The 21,765-nt window shown below is 69.1% G+C and carries 21 protein-coding genes and 1 pseudogene; 8 read left to right on the forward strand and 14 right to left on the reverse strand.

What is annotated here, in order from left to right; genetic code table 11:
• The first annotated feature begins 42 nt into the window (after positions 1-42).
• Genes C8P69_RS05825 through C8P69_RS05835 form a run of 3 tightly spaced genes read left to right on the forward strand, consistent with a single transcriptional unit; the run spans position 43 to position 3,049 of the window.
• Positions 43-1,026, forward strand: a complete 984-nt coding sequence (locus C8P69_RS05825) for a carbohydrate ABC transporter permease (RefSeq protein ID WP_108174918.1) — start codon at positions 43-45, stop codon at positions 1,024-1,026.
• The gene (locus C8P69_RS05830; RefSeq protein ID WP_108174919.1) at positions 1,023-1,934 is read left to right on the forward strand and encodes a carbohydrate ABC transporter permease; all 912 of its coding nucleotides are present in this window, start codon (positions 1,023-1,025) and stop codon (positions 1,932-1,934) included. Before C8P69_RS05825 ends, C8P69_RS05830 begins: the two co-directional genes overlap by 4 nt.
• Before the next feature lie 14 nt (positions 1,935-1,948).
• On the forward strand, positions 1,949-3,049 hold the full coding sequence (locus C8P69_RS05835; RefSeq protein ID WP_108174920.1) for an ABC transporter ATP-binding protein: 1,101 nt from the start codon (positions 1,949-1,951) through the stop codon (positions 3,047-3,049).
• Here the strand turns inward: C8P69_RS05835 and C8P69_RS05840 are convergent, their stop codons facing one another.
• The 12 genes and pseudogenes from C8P69_RS05840 to C8P69_RS05890 all read right to left on the reverse strand — a co-directional run bounded on the left by C8P69_RS05840 (position 3,050) and on the right by C8P69_RS05890 (position 15,069).
• Positions 3,050-3,598 carry a hypothetical protein gene (locus C8P69_RS05840; protein ID WP_108174921.1) on the reverse strand — a complete coding sequence of 183 codons (549 nt, stop codon included), beginning with the start codon at positions 3,596-3,598 and terminating at the stop codon, positions 3,050-3,052.
• Between the two features lie 111 nt (positions 3,599-3,709).
• Positions 3,710-4,120 (reverse strand): peptide-methionine (R)-S-oxide reductase MsrB, encoded by a 411-nt coding sequence (gene msrB / locus C8P69_RS05845; RefSeq protein ID WP_108175552.1) that lies wholly within the window; start codon positions 4,118-4,120, stop codon positions 3,710-3,712.
• Positions 4,121-4,198: 78 nt separating this feature from the next.
• Positions 4,199-5,053, reverse strand: coding sequence for a protein-methionine-sulfoxide reductase heme-binding subunit MsrQ (locus C8P69_RS05850; protein ID WP_108174922.1), 855 nt, complete (start codon positions 5,051-5,053; stop codon positions 4,199-4,201).
• Between the two features lie 290 nt (positions 5,054-5,343).
• The gene (locus C8P69_RS05855) at positions 5,344-5,946 is read right to left on the reverse strand and encodes a nuclear transport factor 2 family protein (RefSeq protein ID WP_108174923.1); all 603 of its coding nucleotides are present in this window, start codon (positions 5,944-5,946) and stop codon (positions 5,344-5,346) included.
• 99 nt (positions 5,947-6,045) lie between these two features.
• On the reverse strand, positions 6,046-7,497 hold the full coding sequence (locus tag C8P69_RS24155) for an aldehyde dehydrogenase (protein WP_245901907.1): 1,452 nt from the start codon (positions 7,495-7,497) through the stop codon (positions 6,046-6,048).
• 390 nt (positions 7,498-7,887) lie between these two features.
• Positions 7,888-8,442, reverse strand: a pseudogene (locus C8P69_RS24160) (ABC transporter ATP-binding protein); the annotation flags it as partial.
• Positions 8,351-9,079 carry an ABC transporter ATP-binding protein gene (locus C8P69_RS05865; protein WP_108174925.1) on the reverse strand — a complete coding sequence of 243 codons (729 nt, stop codon included), beginning with the start codon at positions 9,077-9,079 and terminating at the stop codon, positions 8,351-8,353. The gene C8P69_RS05865 and the pseudogene C8P69_RS24160, both read right to left, overlap by 92 nt.
• 4 nt (positions 9,080-9,083) lie before the next feature.
• Positions 9,084-10,034 (reverse strand): branched-chain amino acid ABC transporter permease, encoded by a 951-nt coding sequence (locus C8P69_RS05870; protein ID WP_108174926.1) that lies wholly within the window; start codon positions 10,032-10,034, stop codon positions 9,084-9,086.
• Entirely contained in the window at positions 10,031-10,906 is an 876-nt protein-coding gene (locus C8P69_RS05875; protein WP_108174927.1) for a branched-chain amino acid ABC transporter permease, read from the reverse strand. Before C8P69_RS05875 ends, C8P69_RS05870 begins: the two co-directional genes overlap by 4 nt.
• 62 nt (positions 10,907-10,968) lie before the next feature.
• Entirely contained in the window at positions 10,969-12,183 is a 1,215-nt protein-coding gene (locus tag C8P69_RS05880) for an amino acid ABC transporter substrate-binding protein (RefSeq protein WP_245901883.1), read from the reverse strand.
• A 90-nt stretch (positions 12,184-12,273) separates the two neighbouring features.
• Entirely contained in the window at positions 12,274-13,266 is a 993-nt protein-coding gene (locus C8P69_RS05885) for a Bug family tripartite tricarboxylate transporter substrate binding protein (RefSeq protein ID WP_108174929.1), read from the reverse strand.
• A gap of 69 nt (positions 13,267-13,335) precedes the next feature.
• Positions 13,336-15,069, reverse strand: a complete 1,734-nt coding sequence (locus C8P69_RS05890; RefSeq protein ID WP_108174930.1) for a thiamine pyrophosphate-requiring protein — start codon at positions 15,067-15,069, stop codon at positions 13,336-13,338.
• 128 nt (positions 15,070-15,197) lie between these two features.
• On the opposite strand from C8P69_RS05890, the gene C8P69_RS05895 reads away from it, so the two are divergent.
• From C8P69_RS05895 to C8P69_RS05905, 3 genes are all read left to right on the forward strand, one after another.
• On the forward strand, positions 15,198-15,686 hold the full coding sequence (locus C8P69_RS05895; RefSeq protein ID WP_108175554.1) for a MarR family winged helix-turn-helix transcriptional regulator: 489 nt from the start codon (positions 15,198-15,200) through the stop codon (positions 15,684-15,686).
• A 173-nt stretch (positions 15,687-15,859) separates the two neighbouring features.
• On the forward strand, positions 15,860-17,623 hold the full coding sequence (locus C8P69_RS05900) for a DEAD/DEAH box helicase (protein ID WP_108174931.1): 1,764 nt from the start codon (positions 15,860-15,862) through the stop codon (positions 17,621-17,623).
• Between the two features lie 3 nt (positions 17,624-17,626).
• The gene (locus tag C8P69_RS05905) at positions 17,627-18,103 is read left to right on the forward strand and encodes a YaiI/YqxD family protein (protein WP_108174932.1); all 477 of its coding nucleotides are present in this window, start codon (positions 17,627-17,629) and stop codon (positions 18,101-18,103) included.
• A gap of 207 nt (positions 18,104-18,310) precedes the next feature.
• Here C8P69_RS05905 and C8P69_RS05910 read toward each other — a convergent pair whose 3' ends face one another.
• Both C8P69_RS05910 and C8P69_RS05915 read right to left on the reverse strand, forming a co-directional pair.
• Entirely contained in the window at positions 18,311-19,072 is a 762-nt protein-coding gene (locus C8P69_RS05910; RefSeq protein ID WP_108174933.1) for a DUF3750 domain-containing protein, read from the reverse strand.
• Positions 19,059-19,715 (reverse strand): glutathione S-transferase family protein, encoded by a 657-nt coding sequence (locus C8P69_RS05915; RefSeq protein WP_108174934.1) that lies wholly within the window; start codon positions 19,713-19,715, stop codon positions 19,059-19,061. Before C8P69_RS05915 ends, C8P69_RS05910 begins: the two co-directional genes overlap by 14 nt.
• A 133-nt stretch (positions 19,716-19,848) precedes the next feature.
• Between C8P69_RS05915 and C8P69_RS05920 the strand changes: the two genes are divergently transcribed.
• On the forward strand, positions 19,849-21,063 hold the full coding sequence (locus C8P69_RS05920; RefSeq protein ID WP_108174935.1) for a polyhydroxyalkanoate depolymerase: 1,215 nt from the start codon (positions 19,849-19,851) through the stop codon (positions 21,061-21,063).
• A 105-nt stretch (positions 21,064-21,168) separates the two neighbouring features.
• Positions 21,169-21,759: a hypothetical protein gene (locus tag C8P69_RS05925; protein ID WP_108174936.1), complete on the forward strand. Its 591-nt coding sequence runs from the start codon at positions 21,169-21,171 to the stop codon at positions 21,757-21,759.
• Positions 21,760-21,765 lie beyond the last annotated feature (6 nt).

Genomic DNA, 21,765 nt, shown 5'->3' on the forward strand with positions numbered 1-21,765 from the left:
AGGCAGCGCGCCGTGGCCCCTTCCGGATCATCGAGACACCGCATGGCCGATGCCGTCCTGACCCATCCTGCCCGCCCGCGCGCGCCGGCCGCAAAGCCGTCGGCGCTGATGCGGTTCCTCAAGCGCAAGTCGACGGTCGCCTTCCTGATGGCGTTGCCGCTGATCCTGCTGATCGCGGTGCTGGTGGTCTATCCCGCCTTCTACGCCATCTACCTCTCGACGCTGCGCAAGAGCATGGCCTCGGTCGCCTGGATGCGGAACTGCTCCTGGCTGCCGGACGCGATCTGCACGCGCATCCCCTTCGGCAACATCCAGTTCCTGTTCACCCGCGAGACCTTCTGGATGGTGGTCTGGCAGTCCTGCCTCTTCGCCATCACGGCGGTGATCTTCAAGGCGCTGCTGGGCTTCATCGTCGCCCATTTCGTCCACAACATCCCGGACAAGGGCCAGCGCAAGTGGCGCGGCATGCTGCTGATCCCCTGGGTCATTCCGCCGGCCATGTCGACGCTCGCCTGGCTCTGGCTGTTCGACCCCTCCTACAGCGCCTTCAACTACACGCTGTCCTTCTTCGGCATTGGCCCGATCCCCTGGACCGGCAATGCCAACTGGGCGCGGTTCTCGGTGATTCTGGTCAACATCTGGGTCGGCGCGCCGTTCTTCATGATCATGTATCTGGCGGCGCTGAAATCGGTGCCCGACCAGCTCTATGAGGCCGCCGCCATCGACGGCGCCAACTGGTGGCAGCGCATCTGGTACATCACCCTGCCGATGATGCGGAACATCATCGCCATCACCGCGCTGTTCTCCACCATCGTCACCTTCGCGAATTTCGACATCGTGCGCGTGCTCACCGCCGGTGGGCCGATCGACAAGACGCATCTCTTCGCCACCTGGGCCTTCAAGATCGGCATCGAGGGGTCCGACATCCCGCTCGGCGCCTCGGTCTCGCTGTTCATGGTGCCGATCCTGATGGTGGCGGCGATCTTCATCCTTCGCGACATCAACCAAAGGGGGAACGAGGCATGACGGACGCCGCCCTGCCCCGGACGACGCCCGCACGCAACGTGCGCTACGGCAGCATGAAGGCCAATCGCGAATGGGCCCTGCGCTGGTCCTACGTGTTCCTCGTCATCTTCGCGGCCTTCTCCCTGCTGCCGCCGCTCTACATGTTCATCACCTCGCTGAAGACCAGCGCGGAAATCTCGGCGGCGACGAACCCGTGGTGGGTGTTCAACCCCACCCTGTCGAACTACGTGGCGCTGCTCACCCAGCCGCAATTCCTCGTCTTCTTCCGCAACTCGGCCGTGGTCTCGGTGCTGGTGGTGATCATCACCATGCTGATCTCCATCCCCGCCGCCTTCGCCCTGTCGCGGATGCGGTTCTGGGGCTCGGCGACGCTCGCCACCGGCGTCTTCCTCACCTACCTCGTGCCGGACACGCTGCTCTTCATCCCGCTGTTCAAGATGTTCGCGACCTTCCACGAATGGACGGGCATCCAGCTCCTGAACCGCTGGTGGGTGCTGCTCATCGTCTATCCGACGCTGACGGTGCCGTTCTGCACCTGGATCATGATCGGCTATTTCGCCTCGATCCCGAAGGAGCTGGACGAGGCAGCGATCATCGACGGGGCGAGCTGGCTGCAGGTGCTGACCCGCATCTTCATTCCCGTGGCGCTGCCAGGGATCATCGCCGCCACCATCTTCGCCTTCACGGTGAGCTGGGCGCAGTTCCTCTATCCGCTCGCCTTCACCACCTCCGTGGACCAGCTGGTGCTGCCCGTCGGCATCATCACGACGCTCATCAAGGGCGACGTGTTCAACTGGGGGCAGATCATGACCGGCGCGCTGCTCGGCGCGCTGCCGCCGCTCATCATCTACGCCTTCCTCATGGACTACTACATCGCAGGCCTGACCGCCGGCGCGACCAAGGGCTGACGGGAGACGGGACAATGGCAGGCGTAACCCTCAGGAAGGTCGTCAAGCGTTACGGCGACGTGGAGGCGGTGCGCGGCATCGACCTCGACATTGCCGACGAGGAATTCGTGGTGCTGGTCGGCCCGTCCGGCTGCGGCAAGTCGACGACGCTGCGGATGATTGCGGGGCTCGAGGACATTTCCGACGGCGACATCGCCATCGACGGCGACGTGGTCAACGACGTGCCGCCGAAGGACCGGGACATTGCGATGGTGTTCCAGAACTATGCGCTCTATCCGCACATGACGGTGGCGGAGAACATGAGCTTCGGCCTGCGCCTGAAGCGCTACCCCAAGGCCGAGATCAAGGCGCGGGTGGACGAGGCGGCGCGCATCCTCGACATCAAGGAGCTGCTGGAGCGCAAGCCGAAGGCGCTCTCCGGCGGCCAGCGCCAGCGCGTCGCCATGGGCCGGGCCATCGTGCGCAACCCGAAGGTCTTCCTCTTCGACGAGCCGCTGTCGAACCTCGACGCCAAGCTGCGCGTGCAGATGCGCACCGAGATCAAGAAGGTGCACCTGAAGGTGCGCACCACCACGGTCTACGTGACCCATGACCAGGTGGAGGCCATGACGCTGGCCGACCGCGTGGTGGTGATGAACAACGGCCGGATCGAGCAGATCGGCCCGCCGAACGAGCTCTACCACCACCCGCGCACGCGCTTCGTCGCCGGCTTCATCGGCTCGCCGGCCATGAACTTCATTCCGGCGAAGCTCACGGAGGCCTCGGGCGCCCTGGTGCTGCATCTCGACGGCGGCATCGTGCTTCCCGTGCCGGCGACGCGCAGCGCCCGCTACAAGTCCTATGTGGGACAGGACGGGCTGGTGCTCGGCATCCGCCCGGAACACGTCACCGACGCCGGCGAGGGCGCGTCCGCGCCGGGCATCGCGCCCTTCGACATCCGCCTCGACGTCATCGAGCCCATGGGCCACGAGACGCTGGTCTACTTCACCATCGGCGGCGAGACGCATTGCGGGCGCGTGCACCCCGATGCGGGCGCGGCGGACGGGCAGCCGATGCGGCTCGCGGCCGACCTCAACCACATGCATCTGATGGATGCGGCGGGGGTCGTCCTGTGATCAGAACAGCTGGTCGATGACCATGGTGAGGACGATGCAGATGGCCAGCGCGAAGTCGATGAGGCGGCGGCGCGGGGTATAGCGCATCAGCATGCCGGACAGCGCCACGCAGAAGGCAAGCGCCCCGGCGAGGCTCGCCAGCAGGAGCCAGCCGAGGTTGAGCACGAGCGCCACGGCGATGAAGGCGGCGACCGCCACCAGCGCCGAGATGACCACGGCGAAGAGGCCATAGGCGCCGGACACGTCGGTGAAGCGGAGCAGGGCGCGGCGGATCAGGCCGATGTCGCGGGGCGGCACGCTGACGTCATAGAGCGCGCCGAGCGCCCGGCCGCTGGCGAGGAAGGCGAGCGCGGCCGCGCCCGGCATCAGCGCGAGGAGCGCGAAGCGCCGCTCGGTGGCGATGCGCTCGATGCCGACGACGCGCTCGACGAAGCCGAAGGCGGTCAGCAGCACCGAGCCGATGGTCAGCGCGCTCGCGACAATGACACGGGCGACGTCGATGAGAGCCCGCTCGCGGTCGAAGGGCGGGGGTGCGGTCTCGGTGGTCATGCGGCGGCCCGATGCAAAACGGCGGAGCCCCGAGGGCCCCGCCGCATTATTCTGTCCGTCGAGGTTTAAGGCGAGGTTGCAATCAGGCCTTGGACACGTCCGGCTCGAAGGTCACGCTTCCGGCTCGAAGGTCATGGCGACGCCGTTGATGCAGTAGCGCAGGCCGGTGGGCGGCGGGCCGTCCGGGAAGACATGGCCGAGATGGCCGCCGCAATTGGCGCAATGGACCTCGGTGCGGACCATGCCCCAGGAGCGGTCGACGCTCTCCTCGACCGCGCCGGGCAGCGGCTGGTCGAAGCTCGGCCAGCCCGTGCCGCTCTCGAACTTCTTGTGGCTGACGAAGAGCTTCTGGCCGCAGCCGACGCAGGAGAAGGTGCCGGCGCGCTTCTCGTAGTTCAGCGCACAGCTGCCGGGCCGCTCGGTCCCATGGCCGCGCAGCACCTGGTACTGCTCGGGGGTGAGGATGCGGCGCCATTCCTCGTCCGTCTTGGTGACAGGGAAGGTCTTGGTGGCGGTCTCCATGGCATGGTCTCCCTTCGAATGGTTCGGCGCGAACAGCGCCCAGAAATCAGCGAGCCTCATGGTCTCAGCCTCCCGATGTCATTCGGCGGCCACCGCAGCCCGGCGGCCGCGCGTTGCGGCGCCCTTGCGGACGCGGACGGCGTTGACGGCGACCAGCACGAGGCCGGCCATCGTGACCCACAGCGCCGGGCGGATGCCGAAGCCGATATCGAGATTGGCGGCGAGGATGCGCGAGGCCATGACGCCGGTCATGGTGGCGTACCACAGCGCCTCGAGCAGCGCGGTGGCGATGCCCGATATGATGGCGAGGGCGAGAAGCTGCAATGGGCGGACGGCGAAGCCCGCCCGCCGCATCAGCCGGAAGCCCATGAGCCAGACGAAGAAACCGAGCATCAGCACCGGCTGCGACACGTCGATCTTCGTCTGCAGGAAGAAGTGCCAGATGGCGACGAAGGTGATGGGATAGGCTAGGCGATGCAGCCGGTTCCAGGCGGAGCTGCCGAGCCGGCGGATCATCGCGTCGGTGGAGGTGACGGTGAGCGCGACCAGGCCGAGCAGGGCGGCAAAGCCGATGGTCAGGTAGAAGCGCAGAAGGATCTCGCTCACGACCTTGTTGAGGTCCCAGGCCTGTTCCATCGCGTAGAGGACGAGATGGGCGATGGCATAGACCGCCGCCGCGACGCCGATCATGCGGCGCACCAGGATGAGCTTCGGCCAGTCCGCGACGAAGCGCAGCGGCGTCACCAGCAGCGACAGCAGCAGCAGCCGCACCGACCAGTCGCCGGACTGGTGGATGGCGGAGGTCACGGGCTTCGAGCCGAGCGTCCCCGTCGCCGCCTGGGCAAGGATCCACAGGCCCGGCGCGACGACGCCCAGGAAGATGGTCAGCTTGAGGACGGAGAGGTTCCCCGCCCGGTCGTTCCACGGCAGCATGCAGCATCCCCGGAGGTGGCCGATGTCATGCCATACGCGGCGGGCCCGCAAGGGGTTACATCGGCGCGCCTCACGTTGAAGTGAGAGGGGGGGCGGCGGTAGGCCCCTCACCCTTCCCTCTCCCCGCTCGCGGGGAGAGGGTTCACAGCGCCCGCGGGGTCAAGTGACCTTTGCACCCGGCACGACGGGACGGGTCTTGCGAGACGCCGCCGTGCCCTCTCCCCGCCCGCGGGGAGAGGGAAGGGTGAGGGGCCCAGATGTCAGCGTGACACCAATGGCTTGCTGCCGCCCTACTCCGCCGGGCCGCCGGCGAGCCAGGTCTTGCCGCGCCGGTAGAGCGCCTCGACCTCGGGGCCGCGCAGGCCCGGCATGTCGCGCTTCACGGTGTAGCCGATCTTGGTCTGGATATAGGCGAGGTGCCGGTAGCCCTCCGGAAACTGCGACAGCAGGTCCGCATCGAGGCTCAGCTTCGCATCGGGGAGGACCGGATCGAGCCGGTCCTTCTCGTAGATGGGCTGGCGAAGCACCACGCCCCAGCGGCCGTCCCGCTTCTCGATGAAGTCATAGAAGCGGCCGGTGCAGACGACGTCGCAGAGGACGCCGTCGACGGGGCCGCGCTGCGAGATGGTCATCTTGGTCTGGGCGATGGCGCGGTTGCCCTCGCGGTCGATGGTCGTGCCGCCGAGGAAGTGCAGGATCGACACGCCCTTGGCCCAGCCCTCGCGGCTGGCGCGGATGAAGTCCGCCGCCGGCCCCTGGTACCAGGTCGCCATCATCTTCCCGTCCGAGTGCCAGCAGGTGAGGAAGCGATCCCAATCGCCGGCATCGCGCCACAGGGCCCAGTTCTCCACGAGGTCGCGGATGGCGAGGCGTTCGATGATGTCTTCGGTCATGCGGCAGTCCGATGGTGGGTGGAAAACAGTCGACGCCCAGTCCTATCCGTCATGGCCGGGATTGTCCCGGCCATCCACGAATGCCTGACGCGCGGCGCCTCAGAACGGATAGGGGCGCGGGCCGGTCTGGATGGTGATCCAGCGCAGCTCGGTGAAGGCATCGATGCCGGCCTTGCCGCCGAAGCGGCCATAGCCCGAGGCCTTGGTTCCGCCGAAGGGCATCTGCGGCTCGTCATGCACGGTCGGCGCATTGATGTGGCAGATGCCGCTCTCGATGCGCTTGGCAACGCCGAGGGCGCGGCCGATATCGCGGGAGAAGACCGCGGCGGAGAGGCCGTATTCGGTGTCGTTGGCGATGCGGATCGCCTCCTCGTCGCCGTTGACGCGCACCACGGTCACCACGGGGCCGAAGCTCTCCTCGCCATAGATCCGCATGGACGGCGTCACCTTGTCGAGGATGGTGGCGGGCATCACCGTGCCCTCAAGCGAGCCGCCGGCGGCGAGTGTCGCGCCCTTGGCGGTGGCGTCGTCCACCAGAACCTTCACGCGCTTGGCGGCCTCGGCCGAGACGAGCGAGCCGAGCACGACATTGCCGGAGCGCGGGTCGCCATGGGGCAGCGACTTCGCCTTGGCGGCGAACTTCTCGACGAAGGCATCGGCAACCTTGGCGTCGACGACGATGCGCTCGGTCGACATGCAGATCTGGCCTTGGTTCATGAAGGCGCCGAAGGCCGCGGCCTTCACCGCCTCGTCGAGGTCGGCATCGTCGAGGATGACGAGGGGCGCCTTGCCGCCGAGCTCCAGCAGGGCGGGCTTCAGATAGCGCGCCGCCGTCTCGGCGATGATGCGCCCGACATGGGTCGAACCGGTGAAGTTGACGCGCTTCACCGCGCGGTGGGCGATCAGCGTCTCCACCACCTTGGCGGCGTCCGCCGGGGCATTGGTGACAACATTGACGACGCCGGCCGGCAGGCCCGCGTCGCGCATCACCTGGCCGATGAGCTGGTGGGTCGCCGGGCACTGCTCGGAGGCCTTGAAGACGACGGTGTTGCCGCAGGCGAGCGGCATGGCGATGGCGCGCACGCCGAGGATGACCGGTGCGTTCCACGGCGCGATGCCGAGGATGACGCCGACCGGCTGGCGCACGGCCAGCGCCAGGTTGTTCGGCTTGTCGGTGGGGATGACGTCGCCGGTGATCTGGGTGGTCATGGCGCCGGCCTCGCGGAGCATGCCGGCGGCAAGGCCCACATTGAACAACGCCCAGCCCTTGGTGGAGCCGGTCTCGGTCATCATGGCGGCAGCGAAATCCTCGGCGCGCTGCTGCATCAAGTCGGCGGCGGCGTTCAGCTTGGCGCGGCGCTCGTTCGGGCCAAGCGCCGACCAGGCCGGGAAGGCGGCGGCCGCCGCGTCCACGGCGGCGACAGCATCCGAGACGGTGGCGGCGGCGGCGCGGGTGGCGACCTGGCCGGTGACGGGGTCGAGACGGTCGAAGGTGCGGCCGTCGGCGGCGCCCAGCTCGCGGGCGTCGATCATCAGGTTCACGTGCTTCATGGCGGGGCTCTCCGGGAACGCGGGGGATGGCACGGCCGCTGGGGCCGGCGGGGTGGGACGGGACTGCGGCGGATGCTCGCCCGTCGCCGGCAGGGGCGAGGGCGAGAAGATCGGCGGCGGGGCAAAGGCGGGCGCCGCCGCATCGTCATTGGCGGGCGCGGCACCGCCGAGATAGGCTGCGGCGACCTGCGGGTCGTCGGCGAGCGCGGCGGCAGCGCCCTCGCCGACGATGCGGCCATTGGCGATGAGATAGGCGCGATCGGCGAGCTTCAGGCAGCGCTTGGCGTTCTGCTCGACGATGAGGATCGCCATGCCGCGCGCCTTGATGGCGGCGAGGCCCTTGAAGAGCTCGCCGGTCATCACCGGCGACAGGCCGAGCGAGGGTTCGTCCAGCATCAGGAGGTTCGGCCGGCTCATCAGCGCCCGGCCGATGGCGACCATCTGCTGCTCGCCGCCCGACATGGTGCGGACCTGCTGGGACAGGCGCTCGGCGAGGCGGGGAAAGAGCGTCAGCACGTCGTCCAGCGTCGCCGCCTCATGGGCGCGCGCCCGCTTCGGGAAGGCCCCGAGCATGAGGTTCTCGCGGACGGTGAGGTCGCCGAAAATGCCGCGGCCCTCTGGGACGAGCGCGATGCCCTGCTCGACGATGCGGTGCGGATCGGCAGCCTCGAGGCGGCGGCCCTCGAAAGTGACGCTGGCCTCGGCCGGAACGAGGCCGGCCAGCGCCTTGAGCAGCGTGGTCTTGCCGGCGCCGTTGGCGCCGAGGATGGCAACGGTCTCGCCGCGGCCGACCGTCAGCGTGACGCTGTCGACCGCGCGGTGCGGGCCGTAGGAGGCGGAGAGGCGGGCGACCTCAAGCATCGTCGTCTCCGAGATAGGCCTTGATGACGGCGGGATCGGAGAGCGCCTCCGCGGGCGTGCCCTCCGCGATCTTGGTGCCGGCATTCATCACGACGCAGCGGCTGCACAGGGCGCGGATGGCGTCCATCACATGCTCGACCATGACGATGGTGAGCCCGTCGGCGGCGAGCGCGGCGATGAGGGCGATGCCCTCCTTCAGCTCGGTCGGGTTGAGGCCGGCGAGCCACTCGTCGAGCAGCAGGAGCTGCGGCTCGGCGGCGAGCGCCCGGGCGAGCTCCAGCCGCTTCTGGTCGATATAGGTGAGGCTGCGGGCGCGCTCCTCGGCGCGGGCGGCAAGGCCCACGCGCGCGAGCAGCGGCAGGGCCCGCTCCTGCGCCTCGGCGGGCGAACAGGCGCGGGCGCCAAACATGGCGCCGACGGCGACGTTCTCGGCCAGCGTCAGGCTCGGCATGACGCGCACCAGCTGGAAGGTGCGGGCGATCCCGGCGCGGGTGATGCGATGGGCGGCGGCGCGCTCGATGGGCCGGCCCTCGAAGAGGATCGCGCCGGAATCGGCGGTGAGATTGCCGGTGACGAGGTTGAGCGCGGTGGTCTTGCCGGAGCCGTTGGGTCCGACGAGGCCGACCACCTCGCCGCGGCGGACCGAGGCGGTGAGACCGTCGACGGCGCGCAGACCGCCGAAGGCTTTCGAGACGCCGTGGAGTTCGAGGAGCGGTTGCATCGGATCACTCCGCCGGATGGGCGCGGCGGCGCCCGGCGCGGCCCAGCACGTCGCGGCCCTGGTCGATCAGCCCGACAATGCCGCTGGGCACGAAATAGACGATCACCAGGAAGGCGAGGCCGAGGAGGATGGAGAAGGAATTGGGGAAATTCGCCTGCAGGATCTCGAAGAGGATGGCGAGCGGCACGACGCCGAGGATCGGCCCGTAGAGCCGCGCCGCTCCCCCCAACAGCGCCATGATCAGCACCTGGAAGGAGATGATCGGATTGAAGGCGATGGAGGGGTCGATATAGGTCCAGCGCGGCGCCATGATCGCGCCGACCACCGTCATGAAGGTCGCCGAGATGACGAAGACGGCGACCTTCGACACCGTCGTGTCGATGCCGGCATGGCGGGCCACCGTCTCGTCCTCGCCGATGGCCTTCAGCGCCCAGCCGAGGCGCGAGCGCTGGACGAGGAAGCCGGTGAGCAGCACGAGGACCAGCATCCCCAGCAGCATCCAGTAGATGCCCTGCTGGGTGACGTCGATGAAGACGAAGCGGCCGACCGTGCCGCCATATTTCGCCTCGGCCCAGGTAACGAGCTGGCGGACGAGCTCGGCGAGGCCGAAGGTGAAGATGACGAAATAGACGCCTGACAGGCGCAGCGTCGACAGGCCGACGATGGTGGCGATGACCGCGCCGATCAGCGCCGCCACGGGATAGACCAGCGCCAGCGGCAGCTTCTCGCCGAGGAAGGCCATGGTGTAGGCGCCGAGGCCGAAGAAGGCGGCGGTGGCCAGCGACACGTAATGCGTCGGGCCGGAGAACAGCGCCCAGGCCGTGGCCAGCACCGCATACATCAGCACGTTGACGAGCAGCGCCATCCAGTAGGAGCCGGCGACCAGCGGCAGCGGCGCCAGCACCACCGCTGCAGCGAGGATGGCAAGCGGAACGATCCAGTCCTTGGCGGTCATCGGGCGGCCTTTCCGAACAGGCCGGTCGGCCGGATGAGCAGGATGGCAAGGAAGAGCGCGAAGTTCACCGCCAGCGTCAGGCCGCCATCGAGGAAGGCGGCGGTCAGCGACTCGGCGAGGCCGAGGATGAGGCCGGCGATCAGCGCGCCGAAGATGTTGCCGACGCCGCCCATGATGACGACGATCAGCGCCTTCATGGTGAAGACCACGCCCATGGCGGCGTTGAAGGTGAAGAACATCGAGACGAGCACGCCGGAGGCCGCCACCAGCGCGCCGCCGAGGCCGAAGGCAAAGGCCGCATAGGCTGTCGTGTCGATGCCGACGAGAGGAGCGGCGGCCGGGTTCACCGAGACGGCGCGGATCGCCGTGCCGATGCGGGTGCGCATGAGGAAGAGGGTCAGCGCCAGGGCGATGGCGACCGCAAGGCCGGCGGCGAGGAGGCGGTTCAGCGCCACCGTCGAGCCGATGATCTGCACCGGAACCGCGAGGTAGGAATAGCTCACATAGGAGCCGCCGAAGATCATCAAGAGGATGCCCTGGACGACGAAGAGCAGGCCGAAGGTGGCGAGGATGGAATCGACCTCGAGCGCGCCCGGCGACTTGGCGCGCTTCACCAGCGGCGTCATCAGCACGCGGTAGATCGCCCAGTTGAGGGCGAAGGAGGCGGGCATGGCCACGGCCAGCGCCAGGATCGGGCTCACCCCGGCGAGGGTGAACATCACATAGGCGAGGAAGGAGGCGGCGATGGTGAACTCGCCATAGGCGAGGTTCATGATCCGCGCGACGCCGTACTGGAGCGACAGCCCCATGGCGATCAGCGCATAGATGCCGCCGAGGATCAGTCCCGACAGGATGACGTCGACGAGGAACATACGGGCGTCTCCGGGAGAAGCCGCCGCCCCTCAACGGGGCGGCGGGCCTTGGCGAAGGGGCCTCAGGCGGTGGGCCAGGCGGGCTTGGGGAAGATCGGCGCCTTGGTGCCGCCGACCTTGGTGGGCGCGAGGGCGACGAACTCGCCCTGCTGCCACTGGCCGACCCACCACTGGTCGACCCGCTGGTTGTCGGCGAACTTGATGGGGCCGAGGATCGTGTCGAAGGAATTGGCAGCGATGTCGCGGACGAGCGCCGCCTTGTCGATGCCGACCCGCTCGATCGCCTGGGTGAGGACCTGCAGCGTCGAATAGGTGGTGGTCGAGGCCCAGCGATCGGGCTCGCGGCCAACGATGCGGTTGTGGCGCTCGATGTAGTCCTTGATCCGCGGGTTGGTGACATCGACGCCGCCGATGCCCATGACGCCCTCGGCATTGGCGCCGAAGCGCTGCTTGTAGAGCGGGAAGGCGGTGCCGACGGCGGTGTAGAAGACCTTCGGATTGAGGCCGGCGATGCGCGCCTGCTCGGTCAGCGCCAGGGTGTCCGGCGGATAGGAGAAGGCAAGGAACATGTCGGGCTTGAGCCGCGCCGCCTCGGAGACGATGGGCGCGAGGTCCTGCGTGCCCGGCGGATACTGGCGGTCCATGACGATCTGGAAGCCGGCCCTGGCGATGCCGGCGCGGGCGGCGCTGACGAGCTCGAGGCCGAACTGGTCCTGCACGGAAGCGAGCGCCACGGTGTTGCCGAGGCCCTTGTCCTTCAGCGTCGCCAGGAGGTCGGTCAGCGCGGTGATGGCGGTGGAGGGCCGGTCGAGGAACAGGAACATGTTGTTCCAGCGCTTCACCAGCTCGGGCTGGCGCTCGACGAAGAAGGTCGAGGCGAGGTGCGGGAAGCCGCCGCGGTTGAACGAGGGCGCCACCGCGAGGTTCATCGCCGTGCCCCAGGGCGGCAGCAGCAGGTCGACCTTGTCCTGGTTGACGAGGCGCTCGATGTTGCGCACCGCCTCTTCCGACTGGGAGCGGTCGTCATACTCGACGAACTCGATGGGACGGCGCTGGCCGCCCGGCAGCTTCAGGCCGCCGGCATCGTTCGTCTCCTTCAGCCAGAGCTGGTAGTTCGGCAGGGTCGTGACATTGGCGCCGCCGGCATTGGGACCGGTCTTGGAGATCGAGAAGCCGATCTTGACCGGCCCCGCCTGGGCGCGGACCTGGGGCGCGGCGAGCGCCGCGGCGGCGATGCCGCCGACGACGGCGCGGCGGCTGGGGTGGGTGATGCGCATCATGGGCCTCCTTGGATGTCCCCTCGTCCCGGGGGTGTCGTTGTGGTTGTCATGCCTGCATCAGGACCCGCCCTCCCGCGGGTCCGCCTGTCAGCCACTGATCTTGATGTCGGCGGCCTTGATGACCGGCTCCCAGAGCCGGACCTCCGCCTGCATGGCGGCGGCGAGTTCCTCAGGCGTCGAGCCGACCGGCGTGGTGCCGATCTCGGCCAGCCGCTTCACCACGCCCGGATCGTGCAGCGCTGCCTTCAGGCCCGCCGACAGCCGGGCGATGATCTCCGGCGGCGTGCGGGCGGCGGTGAAGAAGGCGAACCAGGACTGCATCTCGTAGCCCGGCACGGTCGCCGATATGACCGGCACGCCGGGCAGTTCGGCCAGCGGCTCCCTGGTGGAGACGCCGATGGCGCGGATGGTGCCGCCGCGGATCTGCGAGGCGGAGACGGTGAGCGTGTCGAACATGACGTCGAGCCGTCCGCCGATCAGGTCGTTCATGGCGGGGCCGGCGCCGCGATAGGGCGCGTGGACCATGTCGACCTTGGCGAGATACTTGAACAGCTCGCCGGCCATGTGGATCGACGAGCCAATGCCGGCCGAGCCGTAGGTGAGCTTGCCGGGATTGGCGCGGGCGCGGGCGAGGAGGTCGGCCGGGGTGCGGTCTGGCGAGGCCGCCGGCACGACCATGACATTGGGCACGGTGATGCCCATGCCGACGGGCGCCAGGTCCTTGAACGTGTCGAGCGGCATCCGCGCATAGAGCAGGTGGTTGATGGCCACCGCGCTCGAGGTGATGAGCAGCGTGTGGCCATCCGGGTCGGTGCGCGCGACCTCGGCCGAGGCGACGTTGCCGCCGGCGCCGCCGCGGTTCTCAACGACGACCGGCTGGCCCCATTCCTGCGACAGCCGTTCGGTGAGATGGCGGGTGACGATGTCCGCCGCCCCGCCCGGCGGGAAAGCGACGACGATGCGGATGGGCCGGCTCGGCCAGGCCTGGGCCCGGACAAGACCCGGGCTCGCGATCAGCCCTGCGCCAGCGAGGCCGGCGGCGAGCACGTGGCGACGGTTCGGCGATGCATCCTGCGCCATGTCGTTCCTCCCTCATGTTTCCTCTGTCCGTCCGCGGTCGTTTGGCGCCGTCGGATCGGGATCGGGTCGTCAGCCTTCCATCAGATGGGGCAACCATACGTCGAGTACAGCAGCCCTCCTGTCCTGTTTCACCACGCGTAGCGCCTCGGCAACAGCCGCCTCGACCTCGTCGGGATGTCGCACCTGCCGGGCATAGGCGCCGCCGGCAGCTGCGGCGATGCCCGCATAATCCGGCGGCGGGTCGAAGGCGACGCCGATATCGGCGGCGCGGCTCGCCTCGCCCTGCGGATGGACCGCAAGCATCGAGTAGCGCGGGGCGCGCCAGCCGCGGTTGTTGAAGACCACCTGCAGGAAGGGCGTGTCGTAGTGGCGCGCCATCCAGTGGACGGTGGAGGGCTGCGAGAACATGTAGGAGCCGTCGCCGGTCAGGGCGATGACGGTCTTGGCCGGATCGGCGAGCTTGGCGCCGATGGCGGCGCCACCCGTCCAGCCGAGATTGCCGCCGCCGGAGTTCAGCATCTGCCCGGCGCGGGTCGGGGCGATGTGATTCACCACCACGGGATAGTTGGTGATGCCCTCGTTGAGGATGATCGTGTCGGCATCGACATGGGCACGCACGCAGGCCGTGACATATTCCGCCGTCAGACGGTCGCCCATGGGCTTGGCCTCGGCCGAGGCCAGCGCCTGCTTCCGCGCCTCGTGGGCACGGACATAGTGAGCGCGGCGCTCGCCGATGCGGGCAACGTCCAGGCCGATGCGGTCGAGGCCGGCATTGAGCTGGGCGAGCGCGGTCTGGGCGTGGACGCGGAAGACGCGGCGCGCGGGAATCGACCAGAGGGGCATGTCCTGCTTCAGCGGGTCGACATCGAGGTGCCAGATCTTCGCGCCGGGCGCGGGCTTCGAGACCGTGGGGATCCACGGCACGTCGGAATCGATGACGACGACCACGTCGGCGGCGGCAAGATGCGGGTTCTGCCGCGGCTCGTTCCACTGGCAGCCAAGATACATCGGGTCGTCATGCGGCAGGTTCACCGCGTTCGGCACGCTCTCGATCACGCCGATGCCAAGGGGCCCGACGAGGCGCTGGAGCTCGGCCACCGCTTGGGTGTTGCGGCCGAGATAGGAGGTGACGATGAGCGGCCGGCGCGCACCGGCAAGATCGGTCAGCAGGGCGTGGACGGCCTCCTGCGGCAGGGCGGCGGGAGCGATGGGGGCGAAATCCTCGACGGCGAGGCCGGCCTGCGCGGCGGGATCGAGCGTCTCCTCCATCACCTCGCGGGCGCCCATCAGATAGACCGGGCCCTTGGGGTCGGACTGGGCGAATTGCAGGGCGCGCCAGGTCATCTGCTTGATGTTGCGGCCGGTGCGCAGCTCGGCGTCGTAGCGCATGTAGCCGCGGACGATGCCGCGCTGGTCGTGGACGTCCTGGATCCACTGGATGAACTCGTTGCGGCTGCCGGGGAGCTCGCCGAACTGGGTGAAGGGCGAGGCTCCCGCGAAGATCAGCACGGGGACGCGGCCCTTCGAGACGTTGTGCACGGCGCCGGCGAGCGACTGGGTCCCGCATTCGACATGGACGATGACCGCCTGGGCCTTGCCGGAGACCTGCGCGTGGCCCTGCGCCGCGGTCAGCGCCACCATCTCGTTCGGACAGGTGATGACCTTCGGCAGCCGGCGGCCGCTGCGCGCGGCCTCGGCGAGCGCCTCAATCATGGCGGGATGGTCGCTGCCGAAATTGCAGAACAGGTAGTCCACGCCGGCTTCGGCGAGCGCTTCGAGGAAGGCGGTGGACGCTGTGTACATGGCCGGTCCCGAGGATGGGGCGGCAATTAGTTGGATATCCAACAGTTAGAGTCAAGACCATCTTGTGAGGCGGCGGCGGAGCATGTCATGGTCGCGCTCCGCGGCCTCGGCCGCCCTTGTCCGACACCATGGCCGACGCGATCCCGCCCCGTTCCGAGACCGACCGAAGCGACGCGCGCAGCGACGAGGCGCGGCTCGGTCCGCTCGACGATTTCATCGGCTTCCACCTGCGGCTCGCCCAGGAGGCCTCGTTCCGCGCCTTCGCGGCCCGCGTCGGCGATCCCGACCTGAAGCCGCGGCGCTTTGCGGTGCTGACCCTCATCGCCGAGAATCCCGGCATGACCCAAACCGCCCTCGGCAAGGCGGCGGGGCGGGACAAGTCAACCCTCACCACCACGCTCGACGACCTGGTGAAGCGCGGCCTCGTCAGCCGCGAGCGGGCGCCGAACGACCGGCGCAGCTACACGCTCTTCCTCACCGACAAGGGATGTGCGCTGCACCAGAAGCTGATGGCGGCGGCGCGCGCCCATGACGCCGATCTCGACCGGCTGGTCGGCCCGGAGAACAAGGCGCTGTTCCTGGCGCTGCTGCGCCGCATCGCCTGCGAGCTCGGCTGACAGGCCGGCCCACCGGTGGCGCAAGGTCATCTTGCCGGGAAAGTCATGGCTTTTTGCGCGGGAAGCGCCTAGGGAAGGCGCGACAGTCCCCGCCATCCCCTGCCCGCGGCTTGCGTGCCGCCCCTGCCGCGCCCGATCGCCGGCATGCTCTCCCGTCCGAAAGATCCGACCCTTTGACCAAAACGACCATCCCGCCGCAGCTCGCCGCGGCCCTCGCCGCCCGCGACTATACTGACCTGACGCCCGTCCAGACCGCCGTCGTCGCCAAGGAGGCGGCCGACCGCGACCTCCTCGTCTCCGCCCAGACCGGCTCGGGCAAGACCGTCGCCTACGGCCTGGCGCTGGCCACGACGCTGCTCGACGGCGCCGAGCGCATGGGCCCGCCGGCCGATCCCCTCGCCCTCATCGTCGCGCCGACGCGCGAACTCGCCCTGCAGGTCCAGCGCGAATTCCAGTGGCTCTATGCCGAGACCGGCGCGCGCATCGTCGCCTGCGTCGGCGGCATGGATGCGCGGCGTGAGCGCCGCCTGCTGGAAGAGGGCGTCCACATCGTCGTCGGCACGCCGGGCCGCCTGCGCGACCATATCGAGCGCGGGGCGCTCGCACCCTTCGAGGCGCGCGCCGTGGTCCTCGACGAGGCCGACGAGATGCTCGACCTCGGCTTCCGCGACGACCTCGAATTCATCCTCAACGCCACGCCCGAGAACCGCCGCACCCTGCTGTTCTCGGCGACGCTGCCAGCCGGCATCGTGACGCTGGCCAAGCGCTACCAGCATGACGCCCTGCGCATCGAGGCGGGCGGCGGCGAGCGCGGCCACCAGGACATCGCCTATCGCGCCATCCGCGTTTTCCCCAACGAGGCCGAACACGCGGTGGTCAACCTACTGCGCCAGCTCGACCCGCAGACCGCCATCATCTTCGCCAACACCCGCAACGCCGTGCGCCACCTGCACGCGACGCTCGTCGAGCGTGGTTTCTCCGCAGTGTTCCTGTCGGGTGAGCTCGGCCAGCACGAGCGCAACCTCGCCCTCCAGTCGCTGCGTGACGGCCGGGCCCGCATCTGCATCGCGACCGATGTCGCGGCGCGCGGCATCGACCTGCCGAACCTCGCCCTCGTCATCCATGCGGAGCTGCCGCACGACGCCGAGGTCATGCAGCATCGCTCCGGCCGTACCGGCCGCGCCGGCAACAAGGGCGTCAGCGTCCTCGTGGTGCCGACCAACCGCCGCCGCCGCGCCGAGAGCCTGCTGGCGGAAGCCGGCATCCGCGCCGAATGGTCCGGCCCGCCGACGGCCGAGGAAATCCGCGCCCTCGACCGCGAGCGCATCTTCGCCGATCCGGTGCTGACGGTGGCCGCCGACGAGGAGGACAGCCAGATCGCCGAGCTGCTGATGCAGCGTCGCTCGGCCGAGGAGATCGCCGTGGCGCTCGCCCGCGTGCTGCGCTCGCGCCTGCCCGAGCCGGAAGAGGTCTCCGATCCCGGCCATGGCCGCGCCACCGCGCCCATCAAGGGCCGCGAGCCGCGCGACATGCAGGTGAGCGGCGACATGGCCTGGTTCCGCCTCGATGTCGGCCGGTCGAACCGCGCCGATCCGAAGTGGCTCTTGCCGATGCTCTGCCGGCGGGGCGGCGTCACCCGCCAGGATATCGGCGCCATCCGCATCAACGACACCACCACCGAGGTGCAGGTGGCGGCGAGCGTGGCCGAGAAGTTCATCATCAATGCCAGGAAGGGCAATGCCGACGACGTGCACATCGCGCCCATCGAGGAGCGGCACGAGGAACGGCCGCGCCGTCCCGCGCCGCGCCGCGATGACGAGCGCGGCGACAAGCCCGCCGGCGATCGCCCCTTCCGCAAGAGGGGCCCGCCCGGCCCGCCGCGCGGCAAGGCGGAGCGTGGCGGCTTCAAGCACCGCAAGAACCGCGAGCGCCGCTGACCCATGGCGGCGGGCGGCCCGATCACCGTCTTCGTCGACGCCGACGCCTGTCCGGTGAAGGACGAGGTCTATCGCGTCGCGCAGCGCTACGGCCTCGCCGTGAAGGTGGTCGCCAACAGCCCGCTCGGCGTGCCGCGCGAGCCGTGGATCGAGCGGATCGTTGTGAGCGAAGGGCCCGATGTCGCCGACGACTGGATTGCCGAACGCGCCGGGCCGTCGGACATCGTCATTACTGCGGACATTCCGCTGGCGGCGCGCACGGTGAAGGCCGGCGCGACGACGCTGGCGCCCAACGGCCGGCTGTTCGATGCCGGCTCCATCGGCCTGGCGCTGGCAACGCGCAATCTCATGGACGACATCCGCTCGGCCGGCGGCGCGACCCGCGGCCCCGCGCCGTTTTCACCGCGCGACCGCTCGGCCTTCCTGTCGGCGATGGACCTCGCGGTGAACCGGCTGAAGCGGGCAGGGTTCGGAGCTTAGTCGTCATTCGGCCGGAATGAGACATGGCCCCTCACCCTTCCCTCTCCCCGCCTGCGGGGAGAGGGGGCAACAGCGTCGCTCATCAGCCTCCATCGGATCTGCTTGGCAGTGCGGTCGATATGAAGGCGCGACGTCGAAGTCCCCCTGTCCCCGCCTGCGGGGAGAGGGAAGGGTGAGGGGCTGATCACCTCGACACCTGCGGATACCTCAGACGAAATCCTCGCCCATGCCGATGCGGCCGATGGCCGGGAGCTTGATCGCGGGGCGCCGCACATCGACGCCGATCACCGCGCCGAACAGGCTCAGCTCGACGCCCTCGTACCAGCCGACCGCCAGCCCGAGATAGCCGCCGAGGCTCAGGCGGACGCCGAGCCCGCCGGTGGCCAGTGCGATCCAGCGGCCGTCATGGGGATAGTCCTTGCCGATGGCGGTCGGCGGTAGCACGGCCTGAAGCTCCGGTGCCGCCGCAAGAGCTGCCGCGACGAAGGTGTTGGAATTCGGCCCCGGCCAGGCGCGGTAGTCGCCGCGGTTGCGCCAGGCATAGCTGGCGATGGCGGCGCGGATCTTCGGGATGGCGCGCGCGGCGGCCTCGCCATCGGCGGCGAAGATCAGGACGGGTTCGGCGCCGAACCAGCGCGCATCGGGCGGAAAGCCGTTGGTGCGGATCGGGTCGCCCCAGGCCGTGTAGTCGAACCGGTCGTAGCGGGCGGCGCCCGCCTCCTTCACGACGAGCCAGGTATGGGTGGCGAAGATGCCGCGCCAGCGGACGGTGCGGGCGGCATAGACGCGGATGGTCGCGCCCGGCCAGGCTTCCGCCGGCGGCAGGAGCCCGGCGCTGGCGCGGCCCGTGGCTCCCCAGTCCGGCCCCTCGTAGGTCGCGGCATGGTGCGCGGCAGCGATGCCGATCGGCAGGAGGATGGCGAGAAGGACGAGAAGCGGAAGGCGCCGGCGCGGCCTAGAACTCGACATCCAGCTCCTCGATCTCCTCCGGCTCGGCCTTGGCGGCGGCGATCCATTCCTTCATCGGAGCCCAGTCCATGATGGTCCGGCAATAGGCGGCCGCCGGCGCGTCGATGGGCACGTCGTAGGTGTAGAAGCGCATGCAGACCGGCGCATACATGGCGTCGGCCACGGTGGGCTTGGCGCCGAACAGGAACGGCCCGCCATGCTTGGCCAGGCACTCGCCCCAGATGGCGAGGATGCGCTCGATATCGGGCTGCGCGCCGGCCCAGACCTTGAAGCCGGCATAGCGGGCCTTCAGGTTCATCGGCAGGGCCGAGCGCAGGTTGTGGAAGCCGGAATGCATCTCGCCGCAGATCGAGCGGCAATGGGCGCGGGCAATGCGATCGGCAGGGAAGAGCCCCGCCTCCGGATATTTCTCGTTGAGATATTCGGCGATGGCCCAGGTGTCCCAGATCTTGGCGTCCTCGTCGATGAGGGCCGGCACGAGGAAGGAGGGCGAGAGCAGCAGCAGTTCGGCGCGCTGGCCGGGATCGTCGAGGGAGACATGGACCTCGTCGATGGCAAGGCCGGCCAGCTTGCAGATGAGCCAGCCGCGCAGGGACCACGACGAGTAGTTCTTGCTGGAGATCGTCAGCTGGGCCTTGGGCATGGGCATCTCCCCTGCAGGGTCCCTTTCGTGAGGGAAACCCTATGGGAAGAATACTCTCGCAGCGCAGCAAAAAGTGCACTAGCTTTTTTTGGGCGCCGCGCCAGGGGGGCGGGGCAACAGGTTCGGACGGCTCATGATGTATCGTGCCTTCGAATTCCAGGCCCGGATGTTCGAGCCGGTGCGCGATGCGGCAAAGCTGGCGCTCGCTGCCTTCGGCCCGGGGCTGGAAGCGACCGACAGCCGGCTCGGCCGCGAGATGATGGCGACCTGGACCATGGTCGCCCATGCAGGCTTCACCCATGCGCGGCCGGACTACGGCATCCGCACCGTCATGGTCGGCAACCGCGAGGTCGCGGTGACCGAGGAGGTCACCCACCGCACCCCCTTCGGCACGCTGCTGCATTTCCGCAAGGACACCGACGTCGTCCAGCCGAAGGTGCTGCTGGTCGCCCCGCTCTCCGGCCATTTTGCGACCTTGCTGCGCAACACCGCCAAGACGCTGCTGCAGGACCACGACGTCTTCATCACCGACTGGCACAGCGCCCGCGACATTCCCTGGACGGCCGGGCGCTTCGGCTTCGACGAATATGTCGAGCACCTCATCGACTTCGTGCATGTGCTGGGATCCGGCACGCACATCGTCGCGGTGTGCCAGCCCTGCGTGCAGGCGCTGGTGGCGGCCTCGGTCATGGCCCAGGCGGACGATCCCGACCAGCCGCGCAGCCTGACGCTGATGGCCGGCCCCGTGGACGTGCGCATCAACCCGACCAAGGTCAACGAGCTCGCCTTCGAGCACTCATACGAGTGGTTCGAGCAGAACCTCATCCACACGGTGCCCCTGCCCTGCGCCGGCGCCGGCCGGCGGGTCTATCCGGGCTTCCTGCAGGTCATCGCCTTCCTGTCGATGAACAAGGAGCGGCACATCAAGTCGCATCTCGACCTGCACGGCCATCTCGCCCGCGGGGAGACCGAGAAGGCCGAGGCGATCCGCACCTTCTACGACGAGTATTTCGCCGTCCTCGACCTCACCGCCGAGTTCTATCTCGAGACCATCGACAAGGTGTTCCAGCGGGCTCTGCTGCCGAAGGGCGAGCTCACCTACAAGGGCCGGCCGGTGGACCCCTCCGCGATCCGCCGGACGGCGCTGCTCACCGTCGAGGGCGAGCGGGACGACATCTGCTCGCTCGGCCAGACCGTGGCGGCCCACGACCTCGTCACCAAGCTCAAGCCCTTCCGCAAGCGCCACCACATGCAGGCAGGCGTCGGCCATTACGGCGTGTTCAGCGGCCGCAAATGGGAAGGGCAGGTCTATCCCATCGTCCGCAACACCATCCTCGCCAGCGAATAGGCTGCCCTCGTCCGGCCAAGGTGTGTTCCCGGTCGCGGCAGGCTATAGCGGATCACCGGACGCGGCGGTGATTCCGCGCCGCCACGCCCGCAAGGACGCTGCCGCATGACCCTCCCCCGCTTCACCCGCGCTTCGCTCATGGCCGTGCTCGTCGCGCTCGCCCTCGGCGCGGCTGCGCCGGCCGCCTTCGCCGACGATATCGGCGATGCCATCGAGGAGGCGCGCCGCGCCTACCGCGCCAATGACCTTGCCGCTGCCAAGGCGGCCCTCGACGTCGCCTCCCAGCTCATCGCCCAGCGCAGCGCCACGGGCCTCTCCCGCTTCCTGCCGGCAGCGCCCGCCGGCTGGACCGCCGGCGAGGCCGAGACCGACGCCAGCGCCGCGGCCATGTTCGGCGGCGGCCTCATCGCCAAGCGGCGCTATTCCATCGGCAGCCGCGAGGCGACGGTGCAGGTTCTGGCGAACTCGCCGCTCATCGCCCAGATGGCGCCGCTCTTCTCCAATGCCCAGCTGCTCGGCACCATGGGCCGGGTCTTCCGCGTGAAGGGCAAGACGGCCGTGCTGGCCCGCGACGGCAACATCCAGGTGCTGCTCGGACGCACGCTCGTCACCATCGAGGGCTCGGCCAACGAGCAGGAGAAGCGCGCCCTGCTGGATGCGCTGGACCTCGTGGCCATCGAAGGCTTCAACGGCTGAGGAGGC

It is taken from the genome of Phreatobacter oligotrophus, assembly GCF_003046185.1.
Lineage (GTDB): Bacteria > Pseudomonadota > Alphaproteobacteria > Rhizobiales > Phreatobacteraceae > Phreatobacter > Phreatobacter oligotrophus.